Annotated in this window: 32 protein-coding genes and 2 pseudogenes; 20 read left to right on the plus strand and 14 right to left on the minus strand. The window is 45.3% G+C overall.

The features are described 5' to 3' along the window. Positions 1-262 precede the first annotated feature (262 nt). From BJP34_RS32105 to tnpA, 3 genes are all read right to left on the minus strand, one after another. On the minus strand, positions 263-1,897 hold the full coding sequence (locus BJP34_RS32105; protein ID WP_070395839.1) for an ABC transporter permease: 1,635 nt from the start codon (positions 1,895-1,897) through the stop codon (positions 263-265). Positions 1,898-1,949: 52 nt separating this feature from the next. Then, complete coding sequence (locus BJP34_RS32110; RefSeq protein ID WP_070395840.1) at positions 1,950-2,900, minus strand: ABC transporter ATP-binding protein; 951 nt, start codon at positions 2,898-2,900, stop codon at positions 1,950-1,952. 332 nt (positions 2,901-3,232) lie between these two features. Next, positions 3,233-3,652 carry an IS200/IS605 family transposase gene (gene tnpA, locus BJP34_RS32115; protein ID WP_070390947.1) on the minus strand — a complete coding sequence of 140 codons (420 nt, stop codon included), beginning with the start codon at positions 3,650-3,652 and terminating at the stop codon, positions 3,233-3,235. Between the two features lie 52 nt (positions 3,653-3,704). Here tnpA and BJP34_RS32120 point away from each other — a divergent pair, with 52 nt between their 5' ends. The 3 genes and pseudogenes from BJP34_RS32120 to BJP34_RS32125 all read left to right on the plus strand — a co-directional run. Next, on the plus strand, positions 3,705-5,051 hold the full coding sequence (locus BJP34_RS32120; RefSeq protein WP_070390948.1) for an IS200/IS605 family accessory protein TnpB-related protein: 1,347 nt from the start codon (positions 3,705-3,707) through the stop codon (positions 5,049-5,051). A gap of 156 nt (positions 5,052-5,207) precedes the next feature. Continuing rightward, entirely contained in the window at positions 5,208-5,339 is a 132-nt protein-coding gene (locus tag BJP34_RS49705) for a hypothetical protein (protein ID WP_267876420.1), read from the plus strand. 368 nt (positions 5,340-5,707) lie between these two features. Then, positions 5,708-6,616, plus strand: a pseudogene (locus tag BJP34_RS32125) (RNA-guided endonuclease InsQ/TnpB family protein); the annotation flags it as partial. A gap of 4 nt (positions 6,617-6,620) precedes the next feature. On the opposite strand, the pseudogene BJP34_RS37975 reads toward BJP34_RS32125, so the two are convergent. Then, positions 6,621-7,385: pseudogene (locus BJP34_RS37975) on the minus strand (IS5 family transposase). Between the two features lie 130 nt (positions 7,386-7,515). Between BJP34_RS37975 and BJP34_RS37980 the strand changes: the two are divergent. From BJP34_RS37980 to psbV2, 10 genes are all read left to right on the plus strand, one after another. Then, positions 7,516-7,821 carry a transposase gene (locus BJP34_RS37980; protein ID WP_324611100.1) on the plus strand — a complete coding sequence of 102 codons (306 nt, stop codon included), beginning with the start codon at positions 7,516-7,518 and terminating at the stop codon, positions 7,819-7,821. Positions 7,822-7,947: 126 nt separating this feature from the next. After that, positions 7,948-9,036, plus strand: a complete 1,089-nt coding sequence (leuB, locus tag BJP34_RS32140) for a 3-isopropylmalate dehydrogenase (protein ID WP_070395841.1) — start codon at positions 7,948-7,950, stop codon at positions 9,034-9,036. A gap of 321 nt (positions 9,037-9,357) precedes the next feature. Continuing rightward, positions 9,358-9,624, plus strand: coding sequence for a hypothetical protein (locus BJP34_RS32145; protein ID WP_070395842.1), 267 nt, complete (start codon positions 9,358-9,360; stop codon positions 9,622-9,624). A gap of 72 nt (positions 9,625-9,696) precedes the next feature. Continuing rightward, positions 9,697-10,530, plus strand: a complete 834-nt coding sequence (locus BJP34_RS32150) for a prepilin peptidase (RefSeq protein ID WP_070395843.1) — start codon at positions 9,697-9,699, stop codon at positions 10,528-10,530. Positions 10,531-10,876: 346 nt separating this feature from the next. Beyond that, positions 10,877-11,116, plus strand: a complete 240-nt coding sequence (locus BJP34_RS32155; protein ID WP_070395844.1) for a hypothetical protein — start codon at positions 10,877-10,879, stop codon at positions 11,114-11,116. A gap of 39 nt (positions 11,117-11,155) precedes the next feature. Next, complete coding sequence (accD, locus tag BJP34_RS32160) at positions 11,156-12,088, plus strand: acetyl-CoA carboxylase, carboxyltransferase subunit beta (protein WP_070395845.1); 933 nt, start codon at positions 11,156-11,158, stop codon at positions 12,086-12,088. Positions 12,089-12,128: 40 nt separating this feature from the next. Then, positions 12,129-12,326 (plus strand): hypothetical protein, encoded by a 198-nt coding sequence (locus tag BJP34_RS41510; RefSeq protein WP_158517581.1) that lies wholly within the window; start codon positions 12,129-12,131, stop codon positions 12,324-12,326. A 21-nt stretch (positions 12,327-12,347) separates the two neighbouring features. Beyond that, positions 12,348-12,530, plus strand: coding sequence for a translation initiation factor IF-2 (locus BJP34_RS32165; RefSeq protein WP_070395846.1), 183 nt, complete (start codon positions 12,348-12,350; stop codon positions 12,528-12,530). 146 nt (positions 12,531-12,676) lie between these two features. Next, positions 12,677-13,165, plus strand: coding sequence for a photosystem II cytochrome c-550 (gene psbV / locus BJP34_RS32170; RefSeq protein ID WP_070395847.1), 489 nt, complete (start codon positions 12,677-12,679; stop codon positions 13,163-13,165). Positions 13,166-13,400: 235 nt separating this feature from the next. Then, positions 13,401-14,006 (plus strand): photosystem II cytochrome PsbV2, encoded by a 606-nt coding sequence (gene psbV2, locus BJP34_RS32175; protein ID WP_083305459.1) that lies wholly within the window; start codon positions 13,401-13,403, stop codon positions 14,004-14,006. Here the strand turns inward: psbV2 and BJP34_RS48070 are convergent. Both BJP34_RS48070 and BJP34_RS32180 read right to left on the minus strand, forming a co-directional pair. Next, a complete protein-coding gene (locus tag BJP34_RS48070; protein WP_168166486.1) occupies positions 13,998-14,219 on the minus strand; it encodes a hypothetical protein in 222 nt (73 codons plus the stop codon). The genes psbV2 and BJP34_RS48070 overlap by 9 nt on opposite strands. A gap of 91 nt (positions 14,220-14,310) precedes the next feature. Next, positions 14,311-15,573, minus strand: a complete 1,263-nt coding sequence (locus BJP34_RS32180; protein WP_070395848.1) for an ABC transporter substrate-binding protein — start codon at positions 15,571-15,573, stop codon at positions 14,311-14,313. 69 nt (positions 15,574-15,642) lie between these two features. Here BJP34_RS32180 and BJP34_RS32185 point away from each other — a divergent pair, with 69 nt between their 5' ends. Both BJP34_RS32185 and BJP34_RS32190 read left to right on the plus strand, forming a co-directional pair. Next, positions 15,643-16,563, plus strand: coding sequence for a hypothetical protein (locus BJP34_RS32185; protein ID WP_070395849.1), 921 nt, complete (start codon positions 15,643-15,645; stop codon positions 16,561-16,563). 295 nt (positions 16,564-16,858) lie between these two features. Beyond that, entirely contained in the window at positions 16,859-18,454 is a 1,596-nt protein-coding gene (locus BJP34_RS32190; protein WP_070395850.1) for a bifunctional ADP-dependent NAD(P)H-hydrate dehydratase/NAD(P)H-hydrate epimerase, read from the plus strand. Here BJP34_RS32190 and BJP34_RS48075 read toward each other — a convergent pair. Next, positions 18,373-18,618, minus strand: coding sequence for a hypothetical protein (locus BJP34_RS48075; RefSeq protein ID WP_193431365.1), 246 nt, complete (start codon positions 18,616-18,618; stop codon positions 18,373-18,375). The two genes, BJP34_RS32190 and BJP34_RS48075, sit on opposite strands and share 82 nt — an antisense overlap. A gap of 158 nt (positions 18,619-18,776) precedes the next feature. Between BJP34_RS48075 and BJP34_RS32195 the strand changes: the two genes are divergently transcribed. Continuing rightward, on the plus strand, positions 18,777-20,060 hold the full coding sequence (locus BJP34_RS32195) for an RNA-guided endonuclease InsQ/TnpB family protein (protein WP_070395851.1): 1,284 nt from the start codon (positions 18,777-18,779) through the stop codon (positions 20,058-20,060). Positions 20,061-20,067: 7 nt separating this feature from the next. On the opposite strand, the gene BJP34_RS32200 is transcribed toward BJP34_RS32195, so the two are convergent. The 4 genes from BJP34_RS32200 to BJP34_RS41520 all read right to left on the minus strand — a co-directional run bounded on the left by BJP34_RS32200 (position 20,068) and on the right by BJP34_RS41520 (position 21,619). Continuing rightward, positions 20,068-20,487 (minus strand): DUF29 family protein, encoded by a 420-nt coding sequence (locus BJP34_RS32200; protein ID WP_070395852.1) that lies wholly within the window; start codon positions 20,485-20,487, stop codon positions 20,068-20,070. 152 nt (positions 20,488-20,639) lie between these two features. Beyond that, positions 20,640-21,134, minus strand: coding sequence for a DUF3368 domain-containing protein (locus BJP34_RS32205; protein WP_070395853.1), 495 nt, complete (start codon positions 21,132-21,134; stop codon positions 20,640-20,642). Then, positions 21,131-21,376 carry a UPF0175 family protein gene (locus tag BJP34_RS32210; protein ID WP_070396993.1) on the minus strand — a complete coding sequence of 82 codons (246 nt, stop codon included), beginning with the start codon at positions 21,374-21,376 and terminating at the stop codon, positions 21,131-21,133. The genes BJP34_RS32205 and BJP34_RS32210 overlap by 4 nt, the downstream gene beginning before the upstream one ends. Before the next feature lie 69 nt (positions 21,377-21,445). Beyond that, positions 21,446-21,619, minus strand: coding sequence for a DUF2281 domain-containing protein (locus BJP34_RS41520; protein ID WP_149031291.1), 174 nt, complete (start codon positions 21,617-21,619; stop codon positions 21,446-21,448). A gap of 50 nt (positions 21,620-21,669) precedes the next feature. On the opposite strand from BJP34_RS41520, the gene BJP34_RS44960 reads away from it, so the two are divergent. After that, positions 21,670-21,825, plus strand: a complete 156-nt coding sequence (locus BJP34_RS44960) for a hypothetical protein (protein ID WP_158517582.1) — start codon at positions 21,670-21,672, stop codon at positions 21,823-21,825. A 162-nt stretch (positions 21,826-21,987) separates the two neighbouring features. Here BJP34_RS44960 and BJP34_RS32215 read toward each other — a convergent pair whose 3' ends face one another. The 3 genes from BJP34_RS32215 to BJP34_RS32225 all read right to left on the minus strand — a co-directional run bounded on the left by BJP34_RS32215 (position 21,988) and on the right by BJP34_RS32225 (position 23,569). After that, on the minus strand, positions 21,988-22,659 hold the full coding sequence (locus BJP34_RS32215) for a Uma2 family endonuclease (protein ID WP_070396994.1): 672 nt from the start codon (positions 22,657-22,659) through the stop codon (positions 21,988-21,990). Between the two features lie 149 nt (positions 22,660-22,808). After that, a complete protein-coding gene (locus BJP34_RS48080; protein WP_229424127.1) occupies positions 22,809-23,303 on the minus strand; it encodes a DUF2281 domain-containing protein in 495 nt (164 codons plus the stop codon). 65 nt (positions 23,304-23,368) lie between these two features. Then, positions 23,369-23,569: a hypothetical protein gene (locus tag BJP34_RS32225; protein WP_070395854.1), complete on the minus strand. Its 201-nt coding sequence runs from the start codon at positions 23,567-23,569 to the stop codon at positions 23,369-23,371. Between the two features lie 382 nt (positions 23,570-23,951). On the opposite strand from BJP34_RS32225, the gene BJP34_RS44965 reads away from it, so the two are divergent. From BJP34_RS44965 to BJP34_RS41525, 3 genes are all read left to right on the plus strand, one after another. Continuing rightward, complete coding sequence (locus BJP34_RS44965) at positions 23,952-24,098, plus strand: hypothetical protein (protein ID WP_158517583.1); 147 nt, start codon at positions 23,952-23,954, stop codon at positions 24,096-24,098. A 746-nt stretch (positions 24,099-24,844) separates the two neighbouring features. After that, on the plus strand, positions 24,845-25,204 hold the full coding sequence (locus BJP34_RS44970) for a hypothetical protein (protein WP_158517584.1): 360 nt from the start codon (positions 24,845-24,847) through the stop codon (positions 25,202-25,204). A gap of 89 nt (positions 25,205-25,293) precedes the next feature. After that, positions 25,294-25,719: a hypothetical protein gene (locus BJP34_RS41525; RefSeq protein ID WP_149031292.1), complete on the plus strand. Its 426-nt coding sequence runs from the start codon at positions 25,294-25,296 to the stop codon at positions 25,717-25,719. The last annotated feature ends 46 nt before the right edge of the window (positions 25,720-25,765 follow it).

Genomic DNA, 25,765 nt, shown 5'->3' on the forward strand with positions numbered 1-25,765 from the left:
TAGATTTTTTGTTTAAATGTTTCGCGATAATTAGGATCAAAACTCCTTTGATAATCCAGTCCTTGATTAGGGTAGGAAAGTTTATGGGTAAGCTATCAGCTATCAGCTATCAGCTATCAGCTTATGGGCTATCGACTATGGGCAGGCTAATTGAGGTGCTGAGGTTTCTTTTAAGCTGACCGCTGACCGCTGACCGCTGATAGCTGACTTTGATCGACGCGCGACCTAAGGGTCGAAACAACCCTTAGGTAAACTAAAAAACTTAATCAGCAGTGACGGGTAATTGGGTTTTTCCAGAAAGCAAGGCTTTGGTTGTTGATTCTCCTGCTTGTCGCAATTGTCGTCCTAGCTGTACGTTCAATAACGTTAGGGCTAGGGACTGACCAATGATGGCCAAGAAAACACTACTTGCAGTAGCATAGGGCAAAACACCCCAATGAAATGCGGAAAATAGCCATAAACCAGGAGTGTAATAGGGAGTCATCGACCCAATCGCAAACAAGATGGGAGGTAATAAAATCAATCCTCCTACCGCTATTACTGCACTAGCGGCTCGCTTCTTTGTTTTCATCAACAGCATTAACTGAGCAACTGTGGCGTAAATCATGATCAGACTGCTATTGAGCAACAGTGTCAACAGGGCAGTTATCTTGTAATCATTGGCAGGCCAAAGTAATATCCACGTCAGCAACATCGCAGATGCGATCGCACAATTTATTGCCACTGCCACCACAGCTGGACTTTTGTCACCCCAGATCAAGTCAGCTATCAGCCCTCCTTTTTTGCGGAAAGTCCGATCCTGATGTCGGTAACGGGCCCAATCTTGTAAGGTTTGTCGATGGGGACTCAAGGCAGCAATCAGAGCTAAAAACAGCACCACGTTGAATACCAGCAGCATCTCTGAATTATTGCTCAAAGCATTGGAACTACCCCAGTTCAATTGAGGGTTGAGGGCAAATCCTAAAATCACTGCTTGCAAGCTAGCGGTCAGCCAGTAACTCTGTTGCTTGTTAATCAGGGTAGCTTTAGGGTTATGGAAACAACGATTTAGCCCTTGCCCAAACCAGTAGGTCCCAACACTGTAGTTGAGGACAATAAAACCAGCCATACTCCAGAAACTGGCACCGATATGGATACCAAACCAGCGCAAATCTTGGAAACTACGCTCAACAGGATCAATAATACTCGGATCAAAGGAATTAGAATCAATCAGGTACGGTAAGACAATGGTGGGATTAAACAAAGTCAGCCAGTCGGCTGGGTAATGGCTGACACCAGCGTCATCAATTACCATGGTCGTGATACACAAGAAGATGAGTACAGCACCAGAACCTAACCAAGCTTGGAAACCTCCTAGAAATCTGCCAACTAAGCCAAATAGTAGCGCCATACTATAGCAAAATAGGCAACTGGTAGCGAGAACGGTGTAAAATCCTAAAAGCTCAAGCAACGGGATTTGACCAGCAATAGCTGCCCAAAAATGCAATGGTAGGGCAAAAACAACTGCTAGATAAAGCAATGCTGGTACCCCCAGTAGTTTGCCACCTAGGATGCTCCGGCTTGACTGAGGTGTCAGGCGCAGAAAGTTTAAGGTGCCACGACTTTCTTCTTTGGAGAGGTCACTGATTAGCATATAGGTGCCAACCACCAACAAACTGAAGATCCCGATCAGACTCAGGCAGACAAATACATTTTGCCACCATAGAGGCCAGTTAATCTCAAAACCTCCGAAGCCATCTGGTAGCTCAAGTCCTAAATCGATCAGCATCACCAACTGACCAATCAAGGATATTGCCACTGTAATCAGGACATTCCGCTGTTTGAAACGCCCTTTTACTTCTCGAAACACCTGGGGATTCAATTCCCCAAGTTGGTTAACTAAATTATTAAGTGCCATATCGCTATTAGTCTCCTTTTACTCGCCATGTGATCAGGCAGCTATGATCGAGCTATGATGCTTGCTGATGACCTAATTTAAGGAAAATTGTTTCTAAGTCTTCTTGAGAGCACTGGAATTCTGTCAAGGGAATCCCAGCATTAACCAGCGATCGCAATAGCTGTGCACAATCCTCTTGACCTCCTGAAAAATGAATCCGCATCCGACCTGGTTCTGGTAATATCTCCCAGTCTTCTACAAGGGGATTATTTTTCAATTCCCCTTTCAGTACATCCAGCTGACCTAGGCTTGACAACAAAATTTGCTGGCGACCAAGACGCTGGTAAAACTCATCTAGGGGTGCGCTTTCTACCAGATACCCTAATTCCATGATGCCTACTGAGCTACACAGTTGGGCTAAATCACTCAAGACATGGGAGGAAATTAGAATGGTCATCCCCGCTTCTTGGAGAACCTTAATAATTTCCCGAAACTTCATTCTAGCAATGGGGTCAAGACCAGAGACTGGCTCATCCAGCAGCAGTAAAATCGGTTCATGAATAATAGTTCGAGCCAGGCTAAGGCGCTGTTTCATCCCCCGGGAGAGGGTAGAAATCAAGCTATTACGCTTGTTGGTTAATTCAATCAGTTCCAGAACATCGTATAAGCGTTGTCGGCGTTTTGAGCCTCGTAATTTATATAGACGTGCGAAGTAGTCTAGGTAGTCCCAAACCGTCAAATCTTCATAGAGGGGAAAATCATCAGGTAGATAACCTAAGCGCTGTTTTAGCCTAGGATTGCTTTGATCTCTTAGCAAACGCTGACCATTGATGTAAATCTCACCAGTAGTCGGTTCTTCCGCTGCAGCTAACATCCGGATCAGGGTGGTTTTCCCAGCACCATTCGGTCCAATTAAGCCGTAAACTTCACCGCTTTCCACTTGCAAATCTACCTCATGTACAGCCACATGGCGGTCGAATTGCTTCGTGAGTCCACGGATATCAATAGCCAATTCTTTTACCATCAGAGTCTGGTTTTAGCTGTTTAATTTGCCTAAGACTAAGGTCTTTCTAAGCCAATAAAGCACAAGACCAAAGCCTCCTCTTGGTGGGCGTTACCTAGCGCTTTCAAAAAGGGCGGGGTCGCACCACAAAGGGAAATTCATAGTTTCGCTTAACCCATTAAGAATTAAATTCGCGCTTATTGTCGCACCTGATGTTGGTTTTTTTTCCAGCCTAGCGCTTTATTCTTGATCTATGGGTTGACCTAGGGCGGTTCAGCTTGGCTAGAATTATTTGAACAAAAATGCGACGCATTCCCCCACCTCGTCCAGGTGGGGGTTAAGGAGCAAGTCAATCAATCGTCGTAACCTTGGTTTTCTATATATTGCTTTAGAACCGAAAGGGGGGCTCCTCCACAAGAAACAGCACTAAATCCCCTTTTCCAGAAGACTGGCTTCCAGTAATAGGGAGCCAATTCTTTTGCGTATCTTTTTCTAATCTCTCTACTGGTCACTGTCTTAAGGGTGTTGCAAAGCTTGGAAATTGATACCTTAGGGGCTAAATCAATTAGGAGATGGATATGATCATTTGTCCCCAAGTCCGCCTTGGCATCCTCAAGGATGCAGTTATTTTTCTCGCAGATGCTTTTTGCCAAGTCTAAGATGTCCTCTTCTATGTCCCCAGTAATTACTGGATGGCGGTACTTAGTGACAAACACTATGTGAATCTTGATTAACGAAACAGTGTGAGCGAAAGAGCGAAAGGCGGTTGACATTTTGTGATACTATAGGTTAATATAGTGACATATTAGCAATTCCGTTGAGATTGTGAAAACACCAACTCAGATCATTCGCACCGACAAATGGAGGCTTAACGCAACTAGTGAGCAGCGTCTGCTGTTCACTGAGACGGTTAAAGTCTATCGTCGTGCTTGCAGATACTTGGTTGGTATTATTTACACTCACTGGAGTAAATTCGGGAACTTAACGGCGGATCAGCTGACTCCTGCTGTCGAGAAACTAATGCATCAGACAGCTAAGCGTCCCAGTGTCAAGTATCCTCAGTTCAACAAAGCTTTTTATAAATTTCCCAGCTATTACCGTCGTTCTGCGCTCGCATTTGCGGCGGGTCAAGTTAGTAGTTTTGTGACCCGTTACCGAGAATGGCAAGCAGGCACTAGGAAACTACCTAATGCCAGTCCTCCGAAACTGAATGCTGACACTGGCTGTTACCCAGCTTTATATAAAGGCCAATGCTATAAACTACACCGATTCAATCAAGTCGAAATCAAAGTCTTTAACGGCTCTGACTGGGTCTGGACTACCGTTCAAATTACCGGATTAAGAGAGCGTCATCAGGTGGCAACCAATAAGATGTTGTCACCATCTTTGATATTTAATGAAAGAGCTTGCCATCTGTCAGTTCCGTTTAGTTGCAAGCCAGAAAAACGGAAACCAGAGGCTAATGTAACAGCGGTAGATCTCGGAATTAATACTACTGCAACGATATCGGTTGTAACCCACAGTGGCACTGTAATCCACCGAGATTTCATCCATCCGGGGAGAGACATAGACCGCAGGGACAAGCGACTGAAGTCTGTATCTATGCGTGCATCTAAAACCATGGGGAAGGGTGGCAGACTTCACAAGGGTTTTTGTTCTAAGACCTACCAAAAATGCCAAAGAATCAACAACCAAATCAGTCATGTAGTCTCTAGGCGAATTGTTGAGATTGCTGAAAAGTTTAACTCCGAAGCGATTGTGTTTGAGAACCTTAAGGCATGGAAGCCAAAAGGGGGACGAAAACGGTCTAACCTTCGGCAAAGATTTCACGGATGGCTCAAGGCAAAAATTCGCGATTTTACGCTTGAGAAATGGGCTGAGTTAGGAGGCAAAGTAATAGAGGTTGTTGCAGCATATACCTCAAAGCTTGCCTATGATGGTTCAGGCATTGTTAAACGTGACTCAGGAAATTATGCCCTAGCAACTTTCTCCTCAGGTAAGCAATTCAATGCCGACTTAAACGGTGCTTACAATATCGGCGCTAGAGGTGTGCTTAAACTCGTTCGCAGAAATGACAACGAGGGTCGTTTCAGCAAAAGCTCTGGACGACCGCCTAGAAGCTGGGCTTGTCTGTGTGATTTGTGGGCTGCGGCTAGCCCTAGATTAGCATAGGACACCCCCACCTCGGTTTACCAGGTGGGGGAAGCTTCATTTATTGATTTTTATTTAGTTATCGCTAGCTTAGGGATTCCTTCCGGACTTTTCCCTGGTGGCGAAGTCTGATCTATCGGTTACATCCGTTACATCCGTTCACCTATCCCTGTCTTGATGCAGTCGCTCATGGGGGGAACCACAGTCGCTCATGGGGGAAACCACGGCAGTCGCTCATGGTTTGTTCGCGTTCGCCTTTGGCGTGGCCTACGGCCAAGCGTGGCCTACGGCCAAGTTACCGTAAGATAGGGTCGCCTTGTCAGCCATGCAAAGCGCGAGTGGGGGAAACCACGCCAGTTGCTCATGGGGGAGACCCCCAAGACCGCACTGGCTCCCCAAGACCGCGCAAATCACGCTATTAACAAATATTGAACCCTTTTCTGCATAACCTGCTAACTATAAAGGCGACCCTATCTAAGGTTTCGTCTCCGGGGGGAGACCCCCTTTGGCGGCGCTGCCTCCCCAAGACCGCGCTGCCTCCCCAATACCGCGCTGCATCGCTTGCCAACTAAACGGGCAAGGGGTCTCCCGTTATAATCGCGTGATTTAACGGGAGGGGAATTGCCCGACGGGATATTTTGCTTCTCATACAGCATCGTGAGTGGTACAATAACATGGTGCTATTAACCTATTGCTACCGAATCAAGCCGAATGCTGAACAAATTGCCACGATGGAAAGGTGGCTTGAACTGTTGCGTAGACATTGGAACTATGCACTAGGCCAAAGACTTGACTGGCTCAACAGGACTCGTTGTCGAGTTGATAGATGCAGTATTGTGAGTGAAGCGATTGGCGACATAGCTGAGCCGGTCACCTATTACAGCCAGCAAGCGGCCCTCAAGGAAACTAAGAAACTGTTCCCTAAGTACAAGCAAATCTACGCCGAAACTCAACAGGTGAATCTGCAACGGCTGAATAAAGCCTGGGATAGATGGCGTAAACCGGATGCCAGTGGCAAGCGGGGCGGTAGACCTCGCTTCAAAAAGCCTGGAGATCTTCGGTCGTTTGTGTTCCCCAGGGTTAACAATACCAGAGCGGGGGCGCACCTAATCGATGGTGTACTAAAGCTGAGTAGAATCGGTTCTATGCCTGTGGTAATGCACCGACCGTTACCGTCCGGTTTCACCTTGAAGCAATGTACCATCATCAAAAAGGCTGATGGCTGGTATTGCTGCATCTCAATCAAGGATGACACAGTTCCTGAGTTGTTACCTGTGGATTCAGTTAAATCTGCTGTTGGTATTGATGTGGGTTTAGAGAAGTTTCTGACCACATCAGATGGTGAGGCTGTACCAATTCCTCAATTTTACCGTAAAGCACAAAACAAGTTAGCACAGGCTCAACGGTTGATGTCACGCCGGGTGAAGGGTTCTAAAAATTGGCAGAAAGCCAAACAGAAAGTAGCTCTATTGCACCTTCATTTAACCCGCTGTCGAAAGGAATTTCATTATCAAGTTGCCCATTGGTTATGTAGTAGTTACGACCTGATTGCTCATGAAGACCTCAATATCAAAGGCTTAGGGCGTGTCATCAATTAAGCCAAATTACAGCAGCAGCCAGATAAATTGCTCCTAGAAAATTCTGAGCTCGCTTATCGTAGCGCGTCGCGATCGCTCGATATTGCTTAAGTCGGGCGAAAAAATTCTCAATCAGATGTCGTGCTTTGTACAAATGTTTATCATACTCACGAGCAATAGTACGGTTGCGCTTAGGTGGAATCACGGCTACTTTGCCCTGTTGTTTGAGTCGCTCAATCACTCGCTGATCAGCATCATATCCCTTGTCAGCCAGCAGTGTATCTGCCGCCAAATCCTTGAGTAGAACATCAGCTCCGTCGAGGTCACATGCTTGCCCTGGGGTAAGCGTGAAAACTGAGGGGATTGCCTAAGGCATCGACTAAGGCATTAATCTTGGTACTCAATCCACCTTTACTACGACCGATGGCTTCGGTTGACCCATCCCCCTTTTAGCCCCAGCACTGTGTTGGTGAGCACGCACAATTGTCGAGTCAATCATAGCGTATTCGTTGTCCGCATCATCGGCTAAAGCCTCAAACACCTGTTGCCACACCCCGCGCCTTGCCCATCGGCTAAAACGAGTATGAACCACTCGAAAATCACCAAATCTTTCCGGTAAATCTCGCCAGGGAATCCCAGCTCGATATCGGTACAATACGGCTTCGACAAACAATCGATTATCTTTAGCCGTGACTCCTACCGTCTCTTTTCTCCCTGGTAGTAAGTCTTTGATGCGTTCCCACTGGTCATCACGTAAAGCATAGCGGCGTTTGATCATACCATAGCTCCCGATTGACTCAACTGTCTACATCTATCGATTCTAAACTAGATTGATACCTATTTGATGACACGCCCTAGCTAGAACGAAGCTAGCAAAATCAATACACGATGCCGCGTGGGGGTCTTTTCTGGAAATCCTGCAAGCAGTAGCGGTCAAACGCGGCTTGTTAGTCGAGAAAGTTAACCCACGGGGAACAAGTATTGAATGCTTCAACTGTGGAGCCCGAGTTGAGAAAGATCTCAGTGATAGAGTTCATCATTGTCCGATTTGTGGGGTCAAGATTGACCGCGATTGGAACAGTGGTCTCAATATTTTGAATCGCGCATTAATGGCGGTTGGACTGCCGCTGAATGGCTGTGGTAAATCGATACAGGATATCGAGGAGCAGCAAGTCTCATTTGTGAACTTGAGAAGCCCACATCATAATCTCTGATTTGATGTGGGAGTAGTCACCTCTGCTGATCAAAAAATTACCCTGAGATACCGGCCAGATGCTATAGTATCGAACGCTATAACTTATACCCACCAGACCTATACTTAAGCATCGACCAAACTAACTATGACTTATTCCTACCGCATTACCCTGCTACCTGGTGACGGGATTGGCCCAGAAATCATGGCAGTAGCTGTAGATGTGTTGAACGTTGTTGGCAAGCGATTCGATATTAATTTTAAATTTACTGAAGCCCTAATTGGTGGCGTAGCTATTGATGCTACTAATGAACCCTTACCTACTGATACGCTAGAACTATGTCGCAATAGTGATGCCGTTTTACTCGCTGCCATTGGGGGTTACAAGTGGGATAATCTGCCGCGCCACCAACGACCAGAAACCGGATTGTTAGGATTAAGAGCAGGGTTAGGGTTGTTTGCTAATCTACGACCAGCGACAATATTCCCCCAACTGATTGATGCCTCGACCTTGAAACGAAACGTGGTAGAAGGGGTAGATATTATGGTGGTTAGAGAACTGACTGGTGGGATCTACTTTGGACAACCTAAAGGGATTTTTACTCAGGAAACTGGGGAGAAACGGGGAGTCAATACTATGGCTTACACCGAAGCCGAAATTGACCGCATTGCTAGAGTAGGGTTTGAAACGGCTAAAAAACGCGGTGGTAAACTGTGTTCGGTGGATAAAGCTAATGTGTTGGATGTTTCCCAGTTGTGGCGCGATCGCATTATAACCCTAGCAGCGGAATATCCCGATGTGGAACTGTCTCACCTATACGTGGATAATGCTGCTATGCAATTGGTCAGAGCTCCGAAACAATTTGATACCATCGTTACTGGTAATATGTTCGGGGATATTTTATCGGATGCCGCTGCTATGCTTACCGGTAGTATTGGCATGTTACCCTCTGCTAGTTTAAGCGAATCTAAGCCTGGAGTCTTTGAACCGGTTCATGGCTCGGCTCCAGATATTGCAGGTCAAGATAAAGCTAATCCCCTAGCGATGGTACTCAGTGGTGCGATGATGTTACGTTATGGCTTAGACCAGCCTCAAGCAGCAGATTGCATTGAACAAGCAGTTGTCAAGGTTTTAGATAAAGGCGATCGCACAGGAGATATCATCTCAGAAGGCATGAATCTCTTAGGTTGTCGTGCTATGGGAGATTCCCTAATTGAGTGCTTAGAGCAATCTTGATTGTAAGCATATGGGCTACAGATGGTGCTACTTGAGGTGCCGTGAGCCTTTGGCTCACGCTTGGCCTTTGGCTTCGACCCTGGGAGGTAGCCCATAGGCTGATTACTAACCGCTGATTACTAACCGCTGATTACTGACCGCTGATTACTGACTGCTGATAGCTTACTCTTGATTTTATCGGGTAAACCTGCTGAAGCGTGAGAATAACTCAGGAAAATCCGTTGGTTTCCCCTGGTTAATCAGTGCCCTTTTGCCGAAATACTCCCTTGCCGTAAGGGCGTGATTGCATTAAAGTCAAACTGAAATAATAGGGTAAAAAGTGTGGTGTATACATCACAGCAAAGACAAGAAAACTACCAAACTCGGATTGAGCTACCGAAGCTGATAGACCCTACGGTTTTGAGAGCAGCTAAGCATATCTACCAGGTTTACTACGAAGTTCATCAATACCAAGATGAACAGCCATCTGGTGTAGCCATTGACAAATATACCCTCAGAGGAAAGTTAATCTTTAGTGATAAACCTATCCTTCTACCAACTGAATGCTTTGTGCCTTTGAGTCAACTAGAAGGAGACTTTTATTACTAAATATTAAGAAAATCGGTCATTGGTCTTAGTTCTATGGTAGGAAGCAATAGCAATTAGGAAGTGACACAGGATATGGTGGGATTATCCACTGCCTTGACAAGGTCGATAGTTTTCGCAATAGTTTTCGCTAGTGGTGCATCTATTGGCAGTTTTCTCAATGTAGTCGTTTACCGACTACCTGCTGGTTTATCCATCCTTTGGCCCCCCTCCCGCTGTCCCCATTGTCTGCATAAGCTGGGCAAGGGAGAGAATGTGCCGGTAATGGGCTGGCTGTGGTTAAAAGGACGTTGCCGTCACTGTAATACCAAGATTTCCAGCCGCTATCCCCTAGTAGAGGCCATAACCGGTGTACTGTTTTTACTAGTTTTCTGGATGTATGGTTGGGGTTGGCAAACCGTAGGATATTGGGCGTTTTTGAGCTGGCTGTTGACTCTAGCTCTGATTGATATCGATACTATGACCCTACCGAATTCCCTAACTCAGTCTGGATTAGTGGCTGGTTTAGTATTTCAAGGAACTACTGGTTTTTTGCAGGGGTCTCAACCCATAGCAATAATTCCTCAATTAATGATTGGGGTGGTAGGTGCAGTGCTAGGGATTTGGTTGTTTGACCTGATTGCTTTTGGGGGTTCGATTGCCTTTGGTCAATCCGCTATGGGGGGAGGAGATGCTAAACTAGCGGCGATGATGGGAGCTTGGTTAGGTTGGAAGTATTTGCTCTTGGCTAGTTTCATCGCTTGTGGTGTAGGGGCTTTTGCTGGTGGCGCAGCCATTGCCCTGGGTTGGATGAATCGCAAACAGCCCATGCCATTTGGTCCTTTTCTAGCCTTGGGAGCAGGATTGACTCTACTGTGGGGTAAATTAATAGTGTCCACTTACCTAGAACTATTTTTTCCATTGAGTTAAACATTATCTTAGGTGCCCTTTCCTTGTCAGCCATGCAAAGCGCGAGTGGGGGGAACCCCCTTTGGCGGCGCTGCATCGCTAGGCGAATTAAATTCGCCACATGTCCCACCTATTGAATACTATTCGCTGACTCTCTCAATTTAGACGTTGAAACCGACAACCTAAAAATTACTACATAATAGGAAATCTATAAAAATTAACCTAATAGAAAATTTTAGCTAATTGTCTACTAATCATAATACTTATAACTAAGTATAAATTATAAATAAAACTATAGATGAAATTAAACTATCAAATTCAACGGCTCTGAAAACTCTACTATTGGTAATGCTATTGGTATTGGCCTGTGTCTTGGATAACAATCAGAACTACCAATCTTCGCTGGGAAGCCGAGCTGATGCAGCAGGTGCTAGCCGCTCATGATATTCCAAGTCGCATTATTGATATTGGGATCATGTCTTATTTAGGTGCAGGTAGCCCTGCGGCTTTACAAGTTCGCTCACCAGATCAATGGACAGCCTTACTGTTGTTGAGTTCCCCAGAAGAAGAGCAGGCAGGACAATCAGATAAATCAGATTATAGCTAAAAAAATTTAGATAATACGTTAACAGGATTAATAATTTTTATGTCTCTATTCGATTGGTTTGCCAATAGACGAAAAATTGAACCAACCCCTAAACAACCTCAAGAACGGGAGATTGCTGATGGGCTATGGAAAAAGTGTGAAGCTTGCGGAGTGCTCTCCTACGCCAGAGACCTGCAAGCTAATCAAATGGTTTGCACTGAATGTGAGCATCATATGCGAGTCCCTAGTGATGAGCGGATCCGCCAGCTGATTGACCCCCAAACCTGGATCTCACTGGATGAACACCTACATCCGACGGATCCCCTGAAGTTTTGCGATCGCAAATCCTATAGTGATCGTTTGCGAGACAGCCAAGAAAAAACTAAGCTCACAGATGCCGTACAAACTGGCACCGGTAAGCTAGAGAATTTGCCCATTGCTTTGGGAGTAATGGATTTCCGGTTCATGGGCGGTAGTATGGGTTCGGTAGTTGGGGAAAAACTGACTCGTTTGATAGAACAAGGAACTAAGCAACAGGTACCCGTTATAATCGTTTGTGCATCTGGTGGAGCCAGAATGCAGGAAGGGATGTTAAGCCTGATGCAAATGGCCAAAATCTCTGGTGCCTTGGAACGCCATCGTCAAGCCAGACTACTCTACATTCCAGTGCTGACTCATCCTACCACTGGTGGGGTGACCGCCAGTTTTGCCATGTTAGGGGATATTATTATAGCGGAACCGAAGGCATTAATTGGATTTGCTGGACGACGAGTGATTGAGCAGACCCTAAGAGAAAAGCTACCTGATAATTTCCAGACCTCTGAATATTTGCTAGAGCATGGCTTTGTTGATGCCATTGTATCTCGCACCCAGTTGAAAAAAACCCTAGCCCAGCTGATTCGCCTCCATCAACCCCAGGCTACTATACCGGTAGCGGTTTCCCTGCCAAAAGCAGTAGGGACTTCTGAGCTGGGAGTAGGGAGTAGGGAGTAGGGAGTAGGGAGTAGGGAGTAGGGAATCGGGAATCGGGAGTGTGGGGAGATGGGGAGATGGGGAGATGGGGAGATGGGCAGTCAGATGGTTTGATAATATTCCCTCTTGCCTCTTGCCTCTTGCCTCTTGCCTCTTGCCTCTTGCCTCTTGCCTTCCCCTCCTGGGAGGGGTTAGGGGTGGGTCTAGCATGCCTCTTGCCTCTTGCCCCCACAACTCCCACACTCCCCCTGTTCCTTAGTTATTATCGAGTTTAGTTATTATGGGCTTTGCAGACCTGTCAATTGTGGAAATTGCCGCCGAGTATGACCTTCGGGTAGAAGAGGTATTCGATCTATGCCAGCAGTTGGGTATTGCTTACAAAAATCAAGACACCCATCTGCCTCTAGAAGATGCGAAGGCTGTTATATTAAAGATTTTGTCTCAAACAAAGGGTAATGGCTAATTGGTAATCCGTAATACCTGAGTTAGATAGCCGTGATTGGTTGACTCGGATCCCCCTCAGCGAGAGAATGTGCAGGGAATCAGTTAATGCTGTGCACCAAAAACTAATCCCATATGAGCCACATTTTTATTAGAGGAGAATCAACAATGAAGCGATTTATCTTGCTGATCACGGCAACCCTATTCTTTGCCTTTCAAATTGCAGTGGGCAGTTCAGCAGCCCTCGATCTGCCTGAAAAGGACCGCACCGTACCTTTAAATGAAGCAGGTGACATGGTGGTTCTGAGTAACGAAGAGGTCACTGATGGCTTACGCTTGTTTAACTCTAAATGTTCTCAATGTCACAAAGGAGGTTACAGTAAAACTGACCCTAACGTTACTCTTGGTGCTGAAGACTTAAAGTACGCAACACCACCCCGTGATAACCTGGAGGCTTTAGTAGACTACCTGAAGCATCCTACCACCTACGACGGGGAATTTGATATTTCTGTATTTCATCCAAGCACTGATAGTGCTGATATTTTTCGGTATATGAGGAATATCACCAAAGATCAACTCGTTGATATTGCTGGTTATATTCTCTATGAGGTCAACACTAAAAGCGAAACGTGGGGTTGTGGTAAGGTCTGTAACTAATTACGTTTGTTTTTACAGAGGTTAGAAAGCAGCAAGCGAAAGGCTTTATGCTTGTTTAAGCAGCAAGGGCAGAGGCTTCTTGTTTTGGCAGTTAGGGGTTAGGGGTTAGGAGTTAGGGGTTAACCAAAATCAATAACCCTAGCTTCTTTCACTAGACCTTATCCGCTAATAGAAGAAGCCGCTGCCCTGTTGCTCAATCAGTACATATCACCTTACATATCACCTTAAATACTCAATGCTCCGTAGATTATTAGACTTCTTTGAGAAGTCGGGAACAGGGAACAGGGGACAGGGAACAGTGGACAACAATTCACGGGAACAGTATCAAAAAACTAGTTTGGGAAGAGGTCTATTCGTATCAATCCGTTATTTGCTGCTAGTTGTTCTGGTGTTCTTCCTAGAGACATGCACGGTTAGTTCACCAGCCCAGGTTCCGGTTAACCAATATGTCAGGCGCTACCTAGATGTGGCAGAACCTGTAGCGATCGCTTTAGATGGCAAGGGAGAGACTAAGCTGTTTGACGGCGAAGACTTGTCTGTTGGTAAAGAATTATTTTCCGAAAATTGCCAGAGGTGTCATGTGGGAGGAGCTAATCTCATTGATCCCACTGTGTCTCTATCTCTGGAGAGGCTAGCTAAGGCAACACCACCTCGGGATAATCTCAATGCTTTAATTGCTTTTATGAGGCAACCGATGACCTATGATGGTACCGAGGAAAGCTTCTCGTGCCGCGAAGTCGAAGAGAGTTGGATACCACAGGAGGAAATCGAGAAAATAGCGGCATTTGTGATCAGAGCCGCACAGAAAGGACCAGGATGGGGCAGTGAGGATTTATTTTAAGCCTACTGCTTGACACCTATACAGGGAATCGGGAATCGGGAATCGGGAATCGGGAATCGGGAATCGGGAATCGGGAACAGGGAATCGGGAACAGGGAATGGTAAATAGTAAGAAGCACAGATAAGGAAAGATTACTACAGTAGTTGCTGATTTAACTCCCCATCTCCCCATCTCCCCATCTCCCCACACCTCCCACACTCCCCATCTCCCCATCTCCCCATCTCCCCATCTCCCCACACCTCCCACACTCCCGACTCCCGATTCCCGATTCCCGATTCCCTAATCATTAATCCCTAAAAGCAAGTTAATAATCACCTGATCGAATCTCTTCATTAGCTGCTTCTTGGGCTTTCTTCATAGCACTTTCTAAGGATTGCTCACCCAGTAAGGTACTCAGAAATTGATTATCGAAATGGGTTTGAATGGTTGGCAAGGTTTCCCCAGCCTGCCAAATGGTTGCATAGGCGGCTCCTTTAATAAAAGGAGCATAGAGGGGATTGTTTTTATAGCCTAGTTCCGATAACACAGATACCCGAGAAGGTAGTACTAGTCCCGCTTTTCCCCAAGCTTTCATTCCTTCTTTGCCGGTAAGATAGGAAATGAGTTGCCAAGCTGCTTCTTTATGTTGAGCTTGTTTATTCATAACATAAGCAACGGTATAAGCCATGGTTCCTTTTTTACTACCTAAGGAGGGAACTTCAGCGGTGGCGAATTTAATTTTAGGAAATGTGTCTTTGAGATAAGGAATAGCCCAGCTACCTTCAATTACCATTGCGGTTTTACCCTGACCAAACATTTCGCTACCAGAACTAGCGCCAATGTCTGAGGGTAAGGCAGCAGACTGGTAGTTTCGGTATAGGTCAATGACAGTTTGAAGACTTTTAAAAGTTTCAGGAGTGGCAAAGGTAGCGTAGCCGTTTTTGTCAACTAACTTACCGCCAAAGGCTTTAATTAAAAAATAGAGACGAGCCAGTTCCTGATTAATTCCTAAACCATAGCGCTCATTCCTACCATCGCGATTATTGTCAATGGTTAGTTTTTGGGAAGAATCCCGTAATTCTTGCCAAGTTTGGGGTGGTTGAGTTAAATTAGCTTGTTTGAATAATTGCTTATTGTAAAAAAGGGCAAGGGTGGAAAAATCTTTAGGCAATCCGTAGATTATGCCATTATATTGGAATGCTTTAAACAGAGAGGGTTCAAAGTCAGCTAGATCAAAATTATCAGTGCGCTTAATGTAGTCATCCAAAGGCTCCAAAACATCATGACTCATTAGTAATGGGGCTTCATAGGCATCTAAATAAAAGATATCTGGAGCGGCATCACCAATTAATCGGGTTTTGATCACATCCATGTATTGACCAGTGATGACTTCAAGCTTAACCTTTACTTTGGGATGTTTAGCTTCAAATTCTTTTAGTACTTGCTCTAGTAATTGTTTTTCAGTAGGGCTGCTTTGCCAACCACCGAGAGTGACGGTGGTTACTCCATCTAGGTTACTGCTTTGACAGGCTATAATGCAGAGAATTATCAGCGGTAAGATTACCCATTTTGACAGGATTTTCTTCATTTGTTGAGGGTTGACGGGTACATTGAAATTGATATAGCCTATTTATCTTACTAGAGTGCAAGACCGATTATGATCAGAGTGTCTAACCAATTCAGAAATCCTAAAACACTGGTTAAGGTAAGTGGTTGGCTACTGTTGCTACTGACTGGCCAAACAGTTATGGCGGATCTGAGGCCAGCTACTGCCCAAACGTCACCAGAACCAAGATTTTTTGGGGAGCCTCTACCAACTATGACGCCATCTTCTCTACCATCGGTTAACACTCCCCCTTTAATTTTGCCGACCGCCTCACCCAATCGGTCAAGCAATACACCATTACCTCCTCAGTTAAATGTCAACGACACTAATCCATCAATAACTAATCCATCAATAACTAATCCATCAAGACCCATCGCTAATCTCTATCGGGTTGATGTGGTGGGTGATAGTTATTGGTTGTTATCCCAAGTACAAGACATTGAACCACAAGCGTTTGTGCGCGAGGGAGAGGGGGTGATTCAAGCGGGGACATTTATGGATCGCTACAATGCTCAGTCCCGTCTGCGCACTTTGGAAGCTTTGGGAATTCCAGCCCGCATCATAACCATTGAACCACAAGCATTTGATGATGGTGGTGCCACAAATCTGAGGAACATACCAACTTTTTCATCCGATGGCTCGATCACCTATGGCTCCCGTTTGGTGTATCCAGAAACAGGATTAGATTTGGCGAATCGTGGTGCTGTGAGTTCTGGTTCTAATCCAGAGGATTCAAGAGAATCTAGGGGTAGGAGCTATTTTGTGGCTATTCCTGGAAATGCTCAGAGGTTACCAGAGATGGTAACGGAATTGGTTAAAATTGGGATTGCCCAGGATTTAGTGATCCAACGAGATGCCCCCAGAGGTAAACATGTTGCTGTTGGTCCGTTTAAAAAGCGGGGGGAGGCAGAACGTTGGAGTAATCGTTTGCGCTCTGCTGGTTGGGATGCACGGGTGTATTTTAGTCGGTAGGGGCAGAATTAAGAATTAAGAATTAAGAATGAAGAAGGCAAAAGGCAAAAGGCAAAAGGCAAAAGGCAAAAGGCAAAAGGCAAAAGGCAGAATTAAGAAGGCAAAAGGCAAAAGGCAAAAGGCAAAAGGCAAAAGGCAGAATTATAAATTCTAAAGTCTACATTCAATAAGTCTAAAGTCTACATTCAATAAGTCTAAAGTCTACATTCAATAAGTCTAAAGTCTACATTCAATAATTCTAAAGTCTACATTCAATAATTCTAAATTCTACATTCAATAATTCTAAATTCTACTGATGGAGTCTCAGAATCGGCGAGAACTAATTGAACAAGTGGTGGTAACTGCTGAGCAGATGCGTGAGATTGAAGGGCGCATCTTTGAGGCGGGGATGCCTGTAGCAGCTTTGATGGAAAAGGTGGCAGGATTGATTACTGGCTCTATTCAACGTCTTTATCCCTGGGCTGAGAATAGGCGAGTGGGTGTGTTAGTTGGTCCTGGTCATAATGGGGGCGATGGGTTAGTTGTTGCTCGTGAACTTTATTTACAGGGGTATGAGATCCACATTTACTGTCCTTTGTCGAAACTGAAGGAATTGACTGACTACCATGCTCGGTATGCCCTTAGCTTGGGGATTCCTTTTTATGACGAGATTGAACCGCTGTATGAGTGTGACTTGATTATTGATGGTTTGTTCGGATTTGGACTGACGCGATCGCTTTCTGGTAGTATCGCTGAGGCGGTTGAGCTGTTGAATCAATGGTCACAACCGGTGGTGAGTATTGATTTACCTTCGGGATTACATACTGATACTGGGGAAGTTTTGGGCATCGCGGTTCGGGCTACCCGGACATTGTGCTTAGGGTTGTGGAAGTTGGCGTTTCTCCAAGACCAAGGGTTGGATTATATTGGTGAAGCTGAGTTAATTGATTTTGGTATTCCCCTCAAGGATATTTGGTCCATTTTAGGTGAGCCACCAGATTTGCTCAGAGTAACAAAAACTGTTGCGAAAGAGTTTTTGCCTTTACCTCGCCCTAAGGTAACTCATAAGTACCAACAGGGACATCTGTTGCTGATTTGTGGCTCTAGACAGTATTCAGGGGCAGCAATTTTGGCGGGATTAGGGGCTCGGGCTAGTGGGGTGGGGATGCTTTCCATGGCAGTACCGGAGTCTATCAAACTGCTAGTGGTCAGTCACTTGCCAGAAGCAGTGGTAATTGGTTGCCCAGAAACGACGGCGGGTGCGATCGCATTTTTGCCTGAGTTAGTGTTAGAGAAGTTACACCAACCCTCTGGTAGCTATCACGCTTCAAATCAGACTTATAATGCGATCGCATGTGGTCCTGGTTTAACAAAGGATGCTAAGGATATAGTGCAAGGGGTTTTAGCTGCCCCATGCCCAATCGTCTTGGATGCGGATAGTTTAAATATCCTGGCGGAACTGATCACTATTCCCACTTTGTTGAAGCGTCCAGGCCAGACAGTGTTAACCCCTCATGTCGGAGAGTTCCGACGTTTATTTCCTGATTCCGCAGAACTGTTACCGGATCGAGTCAAGGCCGTGCAGAAGGCATCCCAACTGAGTCGGTCTGTGGTGTTGTTAAAAGGAGCCAGGAGTGCGATCGCAAATCCTATGGGCTCGGTGTCCCTAATTCCTGAAAGTACACCAGCTCTAGCCCGAGGTGGCAGTGGGGATGTGCTCACGGGACTAGTGGGAGGTTTGATGGCTCAGCCACTCCTGTCTGAGCATCCTTTGGAGGCAATAGTGGCAACGGCAGCCTGGTGGCATGCCCAAGCGGGCATTTTAGCCGCTCAGGAGCGGAGTGAGTTGGGGGTCGATGGGGGGACCTTGGCGGAGTTTTTGATGACAGTGGTGAAAGGGAAGAGGGAATAGGGAGTAGGGAATAGGGAACAGGGAATAGGCAAGAGGCAAGAGGCAAGAGGCAAGAGGCAAGAGGGAAAACTAATCTGACTCCCGATCTCCCCATCTCCCCATCTCCCCATCTCCCCATCTCCCCACACTCCCGACTCCCGACTCCCGACTCCCCATCTCCGCACACTCCCTGCTCCCTGCTCCGAAGTCCCTGCTCCCTGCTCCCTCTTCTTAACTAGTGAGGGGGCCTGGGGGACTTATAGCTCCCCCAGACAGATAGAGAGGGTTCGACGCCCTCTCTATCTGTATTTACCATGGTCTTTTTCTGTGGTAAAATAAGATTATGTTAATGATGAACTATACATACAGGATTTACCCGAGCCAAGATCAACAACAGATCATCAAGGAATGGCTTGAGACTTGTAGACGAGTCTATAACTACTCATTAAGAGAGTTAAAAGACTGGATTGCAAGTCGTAAATGTCCTGTGGATAGGTGTTCTTTGCAGAGTGAGTACATAATCCCTGCCGATACACCATTCCCCAGTTACCATCGTCAGCAAAACAATCTACCCAAAGCCAAGAAAACTAATCTGTTTATGTCAAGGGTGCATTCCCAGGTGTTACAAACAACTATTAGAAGGTTGCATGACTCATGGGAAGCAATGAGTAAGCGAGGATTTGGTTTTCCAAGATTCAAAAAAAAGGGTCAGTACAAGTCGTTTTTGTTCCCACAATTCAAGTCAAATCCAGTTCAAAACGAACATATCAAACTTCCTAAAATTGGCCTGGTTCCTATTCGGCTTCATAGAGAAATACCAGAAGGATTCCAGGTCAAACAGGTCAGAGTCTTAGCTAAGGCTAGACAGACACAATGGTATGTTGTTATATCGATAGCATTGGATGTGGATATTCCTGATCATCCTGCTGTAGGCAGGGCAATTGGAATTGACCTTGGATTAGAGAAATTCCTGACAACTTCAGATAATTTTACGGTTGAACGACCTAAGTTTTTCAAGTCAATGCAAAGCAAGCTGAAATTGCTGCAACGCAGAGCAGCTAGAAAGAAAAAGCGTTCTAATAACCGGGAAAAAGCCGAACTAAAGGTAGCCAGATTACATCAAAAAATAGCAAATTCTCGCAAAGACTTTCATCTAAAAACAGCACATTTGCTCTGCGATCAAGCTCAGACAATCTTTGCTGAAGATCTCAACACAATAGGGCTCAATCGAGGAATGCTAAGGAAAGATTGCATTGATGCATCTTTTGGTCAATTCTTAGATCTCCTCAAATGGGTAGCTTTCAAACGTGGGTGTTACTTTCAGCGAGTAGACCCACGTGGAACCAGCCAGACTTGTCCTGAGTGTCAGATCACAGTAAAGAAAGATTTGAGGGTTAGAGAACATTTTTGTCCTAAATGCGGCTACAGGACACATAGAGATCATGCAGCCGCTCAGATGGTGAGATGGCGAGGATTAGAATTAGTACCCGTGGACAATTCGGGAAATGGAAACAGCCTGTCAAGTAGTCGATCTGTCGGGGGAGAAATCCTAGATAAGTGGCTTTGGGCAGGAATACCTATTTGTGAGAATGGGAACCCTACACTATACGCTTCGCTAAGCGTGTAGGAGGATGTCACGAAATTAAACCTAGAGCTTTCTCTTTAATTTGCTCTTCATCAATCTTTTCTTTGAGTTCACTATCTGTATATCTGCCTTCTAAGGCTTCTAATGCTGCTTTTTTTAGGGCTGTCTCAAAGGCATCGGTTAAAATTTCTAATAATTCCTCTTGATTGGCATAACATCCTCCTGATTTTCGCCGTTTGTTCACTCGTTTAATGGTTTTGCTGGCATTATAAATCGAAAATTCCCAAGAGCGGGTAGTGCGTTTTTCTACCTCTTGCTTTATTAAATGTAATAGTAAAATTACTGCATAGCTATAAATTTTATTTAATTTATCCTCCCTTGACATTTCTTCTAGTTCATCAACAATTTCTAAGGCTTTATGATAGTTTCTTTCTTCAATGAGTTGACGTAATAATGTTAATTCTTCCATATCCTAGGTTGATGGGAGTAGGGAATCGGGAGTCGGGAATCGGGAGTCGGGAATCGGGAGTCGGGAATCGGGAGTTGGGACTATCAGAAAATTATAGCTATTAATTTATCATAACTACTCTAGAAGAGCCGACTTTTTTAATTAAGCAGCTATTATTCGAGCACTTCATCAGCCATCTGCACAATCTCTCTATACAAGCGATCGCTAACTCTAAATCCGGCTTGATTGATTAGATCATCGACAATCGGTTTCACTGCTGTAATCAATCCCTGTTTCTTGGCAGCTAAAAGTACTCCCAGAATACCTGTAAATTTTAATCCAAACCGAGATGCAATTACTCTTGCTTGATAATCATCAATCAGTAATCGATTGGCGTTGAGTTCAATTGCTAAAGCGATCGCTTCAGATTCTCCTGCATCAATTTCAAGCCTAAGTTCTGCAACCAAGCTACGATTCGTAGCTTGTCGAGTCTGAATCCAGGATAGAGTTTGCACTTCTTTCGACCCTGGAACCTCGTATGCTAGATCTACCATCTCATTGTAAACCGCTTGAGGAATTATCAACACTCCATAGAGCTGCCGCAGTAGATCAATTTTTTGAATCGCTGATAAATTAGTAATGGGTGATGTGTTACTAACCACGATCATATATCGCCCAATTCCTTCAATGTTTGAATGTCTTGTTGAAAATCTTCACGGTCATAATTGATACAAATGCTCCGATTAGAGAGTGCTTGTTGAAACTCAATTAGGTGCATCCCAGCTAGCTCACGGGCTTTACCAATACTAATTCTTTTCTGTTTATATAGCATAATGGCAATCTCAAGCTTCAAATCGGCTGCCGATAGTTTAGCAGCTTGCAACAACTCATCAGAAATTACAACACTCATAACCGACTCAGCATTTTCAACCCATTGTTTTGATTGTAGCCCAATGCCCACCTATTCAGAAGCGTCAACTTATCCAGGTATTGGCGGACTATCAGCCGATTCTTCACTTTCGGATTTTCTTTGCTTTTGGAGCAAGAACTCAGCAAAGTCAAACACTAATTGACGTTGCTTTGGCGACAATACCTGCAAAACTGCCAGCACATCATGTGGAATTACCATCGGTGGGGATTTTGATGTTCCCATAGACTACTCCTATATAGCACTACCCATTAAGATGTTTGACATTGTCAGCGATGCAAAGCGCGAGTGGGGGAAACCACGGCAGTCGCTCATGGTTAGAAGTTACCGTAAGACAGGCTCGCCTTGTCTTGATGCAGTCGCTCATGGGGGAAACCCCCAAGACCGCGCAAATCACGCTAATCAATAAGTTTTACTCCTTTTCTGCATAGCCTACCAACCATAAAGGCTCAACGTAATCAGGTTTCGTCTCCGGGGAAACCCCCAAGACCGCGCTGCCTCCCCAAGACCGCGCTGCATCGCTTCTAAACTCCGAAACCTACTCCTAGCTTACTTTTGACTTCTGACTTCTCACTTCTGACTTGCGCGTAGCGCTATAAATCATCGGGATTTATCCCAAGGGTACGCAATTTTTCTGCCAATCGTTCTGCCCGTTCTGCTGAAGTCTCAATCCAATTACCAGCTCCATCATACCAACGCAGCCACAACCCTTCTGTTTCTTGATATTTCCCCTGCCATACTCCTAACCCTAATTCCAGTTCTGGAATCCAAAATTTGGGCTCAGAAAGCTCTGCTTCGTGATACTGAGTGACAATTAATTGAAACAGGTGCAGCTGGTTTTCATAGCGGTCAAAAACTACATAGTAAGGAATGCGCATATATTGTTCATAAACTTGCCATTTGGTTGGTGGCTGTTTGACAGACTTCAAGGTTTGTCCTAAATCTTCAGCTTCGGTACCTGGTGATAGGAGTTCCACTACCAAAAATGGCGCTCTTCCTTCCTGCCAAACCACATAATTCCAGCGCAGGTCTTCTTGTTTTTCAGCAGGAGTTACATCCAATACCAGAAACCAATCTGGTCGCTTATGCCATAAGTGATGACGACTGTCGTAATATACATTCAGGTTTGTAGCAATGAACATTTCCTGCCTAGAATAGTTGGGAGGTTGGCAGGTTTCTCGCAATAGCTGGGGTTGGAAGTCGTGAAATTCGTCAGGCAAACCAGGCTCCTTTGGGTCTTCACGGGGTGGGTCAGTTTGGTACATGATCTTCTTTAATAACCTATGGGTGTCTAGTAACAATTTCATCAAGAAGCCGATTGCTGATTAATTTGTTGAATTTGTTTATTGGTCATCATCAGTGGATCGTTTTCTCCTAACCAAAACTCATCTGGTAAAGGCTGATTGACCTTTGGTCACGCTACGCGAACGAAATCTTCACTTATCTCAACAAGACCTGCATGAAGCCCAAAAACACGAGGTGGTAATGGTGAACTAGAAGCCGATTCTTCGGTTTCCGATTTTCCTTGTTTTTGGAGTAAAAACTCAGCAAAGTCATAAACCAATTGACGTTGCTCTGGTGACAATTCCTGCAAAACTGCGAGCAAATCGGTTACTGAATTTGATTCTTCCCGGATCACAGTTAGTTTTTCCATCAAATCATCATATGTGGGATCATTAGCAAATATTCCCGCATATCTCATCTGAGGCGTAGTTGCATTTGGCTGAAGGTCTAAATTTAGCTCAATAGTCACAAATTTACCCTTAATTAATTGTGCTTCTAGGGCAGATTTTACCTTCAAAATTGCTTCTGACTCCGTCCTGCCCTCAACCGTTAAATTTGGCATACCAATGACTGATGCCACAAACTTATCGTCGGATTGACTCTGAACAAAAACTTGATACTGCATGATGCGTTTTATCCGATTATTTGAGTTTATTTAGAATGAAGAATTAATTCTACATTCTTAATTCTTCATTCTAAATATTCTTCTTCACCAATCGGATTAGGGATATCAAAAATAATCACAAATTCAGCCTCGGGCATCAGGCGTTTAAGGGCTGTCATATGACCCTCCGCATTGGAGCGGTTACGAAAACGAGCGACAACGACTCGTTGCATCTGTGGTAACAAGCGAACGATTGCCCATGGGTATAGGCGTTGACTGTAAGACATAATGAAATTACCTCCTTTTGAGTGGGAGACCCAGAGCCAGCCCGTGACGCTCTAACATCTGTGGGCTGGCTCTTCACTTATCTCCTTTTGAGTGTTCCCTCTTATATAATAGCATAAAAATCGCACAATTATAACATATTTTGAAAATTTTTGTAACAATTTGGTGAGGGAGTAGGGAGTAGGGTGTAGGGTATAGGGTGTAGGGTGTAGGGTATAGGGAGTAGGGTGTAGGGTGTAGGGTGTAGGGAGTAGGGAGTAGGGTGTAGGGTGTAGGGTGTAGGGTGTGTGGGAGTGTGGTAAAAAATCCTATTTACCTAACTTTTGATAATAATGATGATTATTAATGGCATTAAATAGTGCGGCATTTCGAGATCACAGCTAGATGCGATCGCATTTCGAGATCACAGCTAGATGCGATCGCATTTCGAGATCACAGCCAGATGCGATCGCATTTTCGAGACCACAGCTAGATGCGATCGCATTTCGAGATCACAGCCAGATGCGATCGCATTTTCGAGACCACAGCTAGATGCGATTGACCGAAACTCACGCTAAGCGATCGCATTTACCCATCACAGCTAGATGCGATCGCTTTTACTGACCAAAGCTAGATGTGATCGCTTTTACTGACCAAAGCTAGATGCGATCGCTTTTACTGACCAAAGCTAGATGCGATCGCATTTTCGAGACCACAGCTAGATGCGATCGCTTTTACCCATCACAGCTAGATGTGATCGCATTTACTGACCAAAGCTAGATGCGATCGCATTTACCCATCACAGCTAGATGCGATCGCATTTACTGACCAAAGCTAGATGCGATCGCTTTTACCGATCACAGCTAGATGCGATCGCATTTTCGAGACCACAGCTAGATGCGATCGCATTTACTGACCACAGCTAGATGTGATCGCTTTTACTGATCACAGCTAGATGCGATCGCATTTACCGATCACAGCCAGATGCGATCGCATTTCGAGATCACAGCTAGATGCGATCGCATTTCGAGATCACAGCTAGATGCGATCGCTTTTACTGATCACAGCTAGATGCGATCACATTTCCAGACCACAGCTAGATGTGATCGCTTTTACTGATCACAGCTAGATGCGATCGCATTTCCAGACCACAGCTAGATGTGATCGCTTTTACTGATCACAGCTAGATGCGATCGCATTTCCAGACCACAGCTAGATGCGATCGCATTTCGAGATCACAGCTAGATGCGATTGACCGAAACTCACGCTACGCGAACGCATTTACCGACCACAGCTAGATGCGATTGACCTTTGGTCACGGGGGGCGCGTTCGCATTTTTCCACCACAGCCCATACTCTTCCACCGATTCCCGATTCCCGACTCCCGATTCCCGACTCCCGATTCCCGATTCCCGTTCCCCTCCTGGGAGGGGTTAGGGGTGGGTTCCGATTCCCGACTCCCGATTCCCGATTCCCGATTCCCGACTCCCGACTCCCGATTCTCAATTCTTAATTCTCAATTCTCAATTCCCTCTAGTATCCACTGTCTAGAGAGGTATTTTTCACTTAGGATTGAAAATTGTTATAGTTACGGTTTATTCAACAGAAAAACAAAGGGAGCTTTTACCGAAATACCACCTGTAATTTCTGAAGCTTAAAATAGCGATGGTTAATTGAAGGTTAGACAGCTAACCAGAGTATATTTGGAGTTTAGGCAAAAGGCAATAGGCAACAGGGAAAAAATCTTGTGTATGTCATATGGTGGTGCGTTACGGGACGGGCTTTAACAGGGGCGAAGAGTCTCAAAATCATAGGCTTTCTGTCCCTAACGCACCCTACACCCTACACCCTACACCCTACTCCCTTAATAGTGGTGCGTTACGGGACGGGCTGTACCAGGGGCGAAGAGTCTCAAAATCATAGGCTTTCTGTCCCTAACGCACCCTACACCCTACACCCTAATCCCTTAATAGTGGTGCGTTACGGGACGGGCTGTACCAGGGGCGAAGAGTCTCAAAATCATAGGCTTTCTGTCCCTAACGCACCCTACACCCTACACCCTACACCCTTAATAGTGGTGCGTTACGGGACGGGCTGTACCAGGGGCGAAGAGTCTCAAAATCATAGGCTTTCTGTCCCTAACGCACCCTACACCCTACACCCTACACCCTAATCCCTTAATAGTGGTGCGTTACGGGACGGGCTGTACCAGGGGCGAA

It is taken from the genome of Moorena producens PAL-8-15-08-1, from assembly GCF_001767235.1.
Classification (GTDB): domain Bacteria; phylum Cyanobacteriota; class Cyanobacteriia; order Cyanobacteriales; family Coleofasciculaceae; genus Moorena; species Moorena producens_A.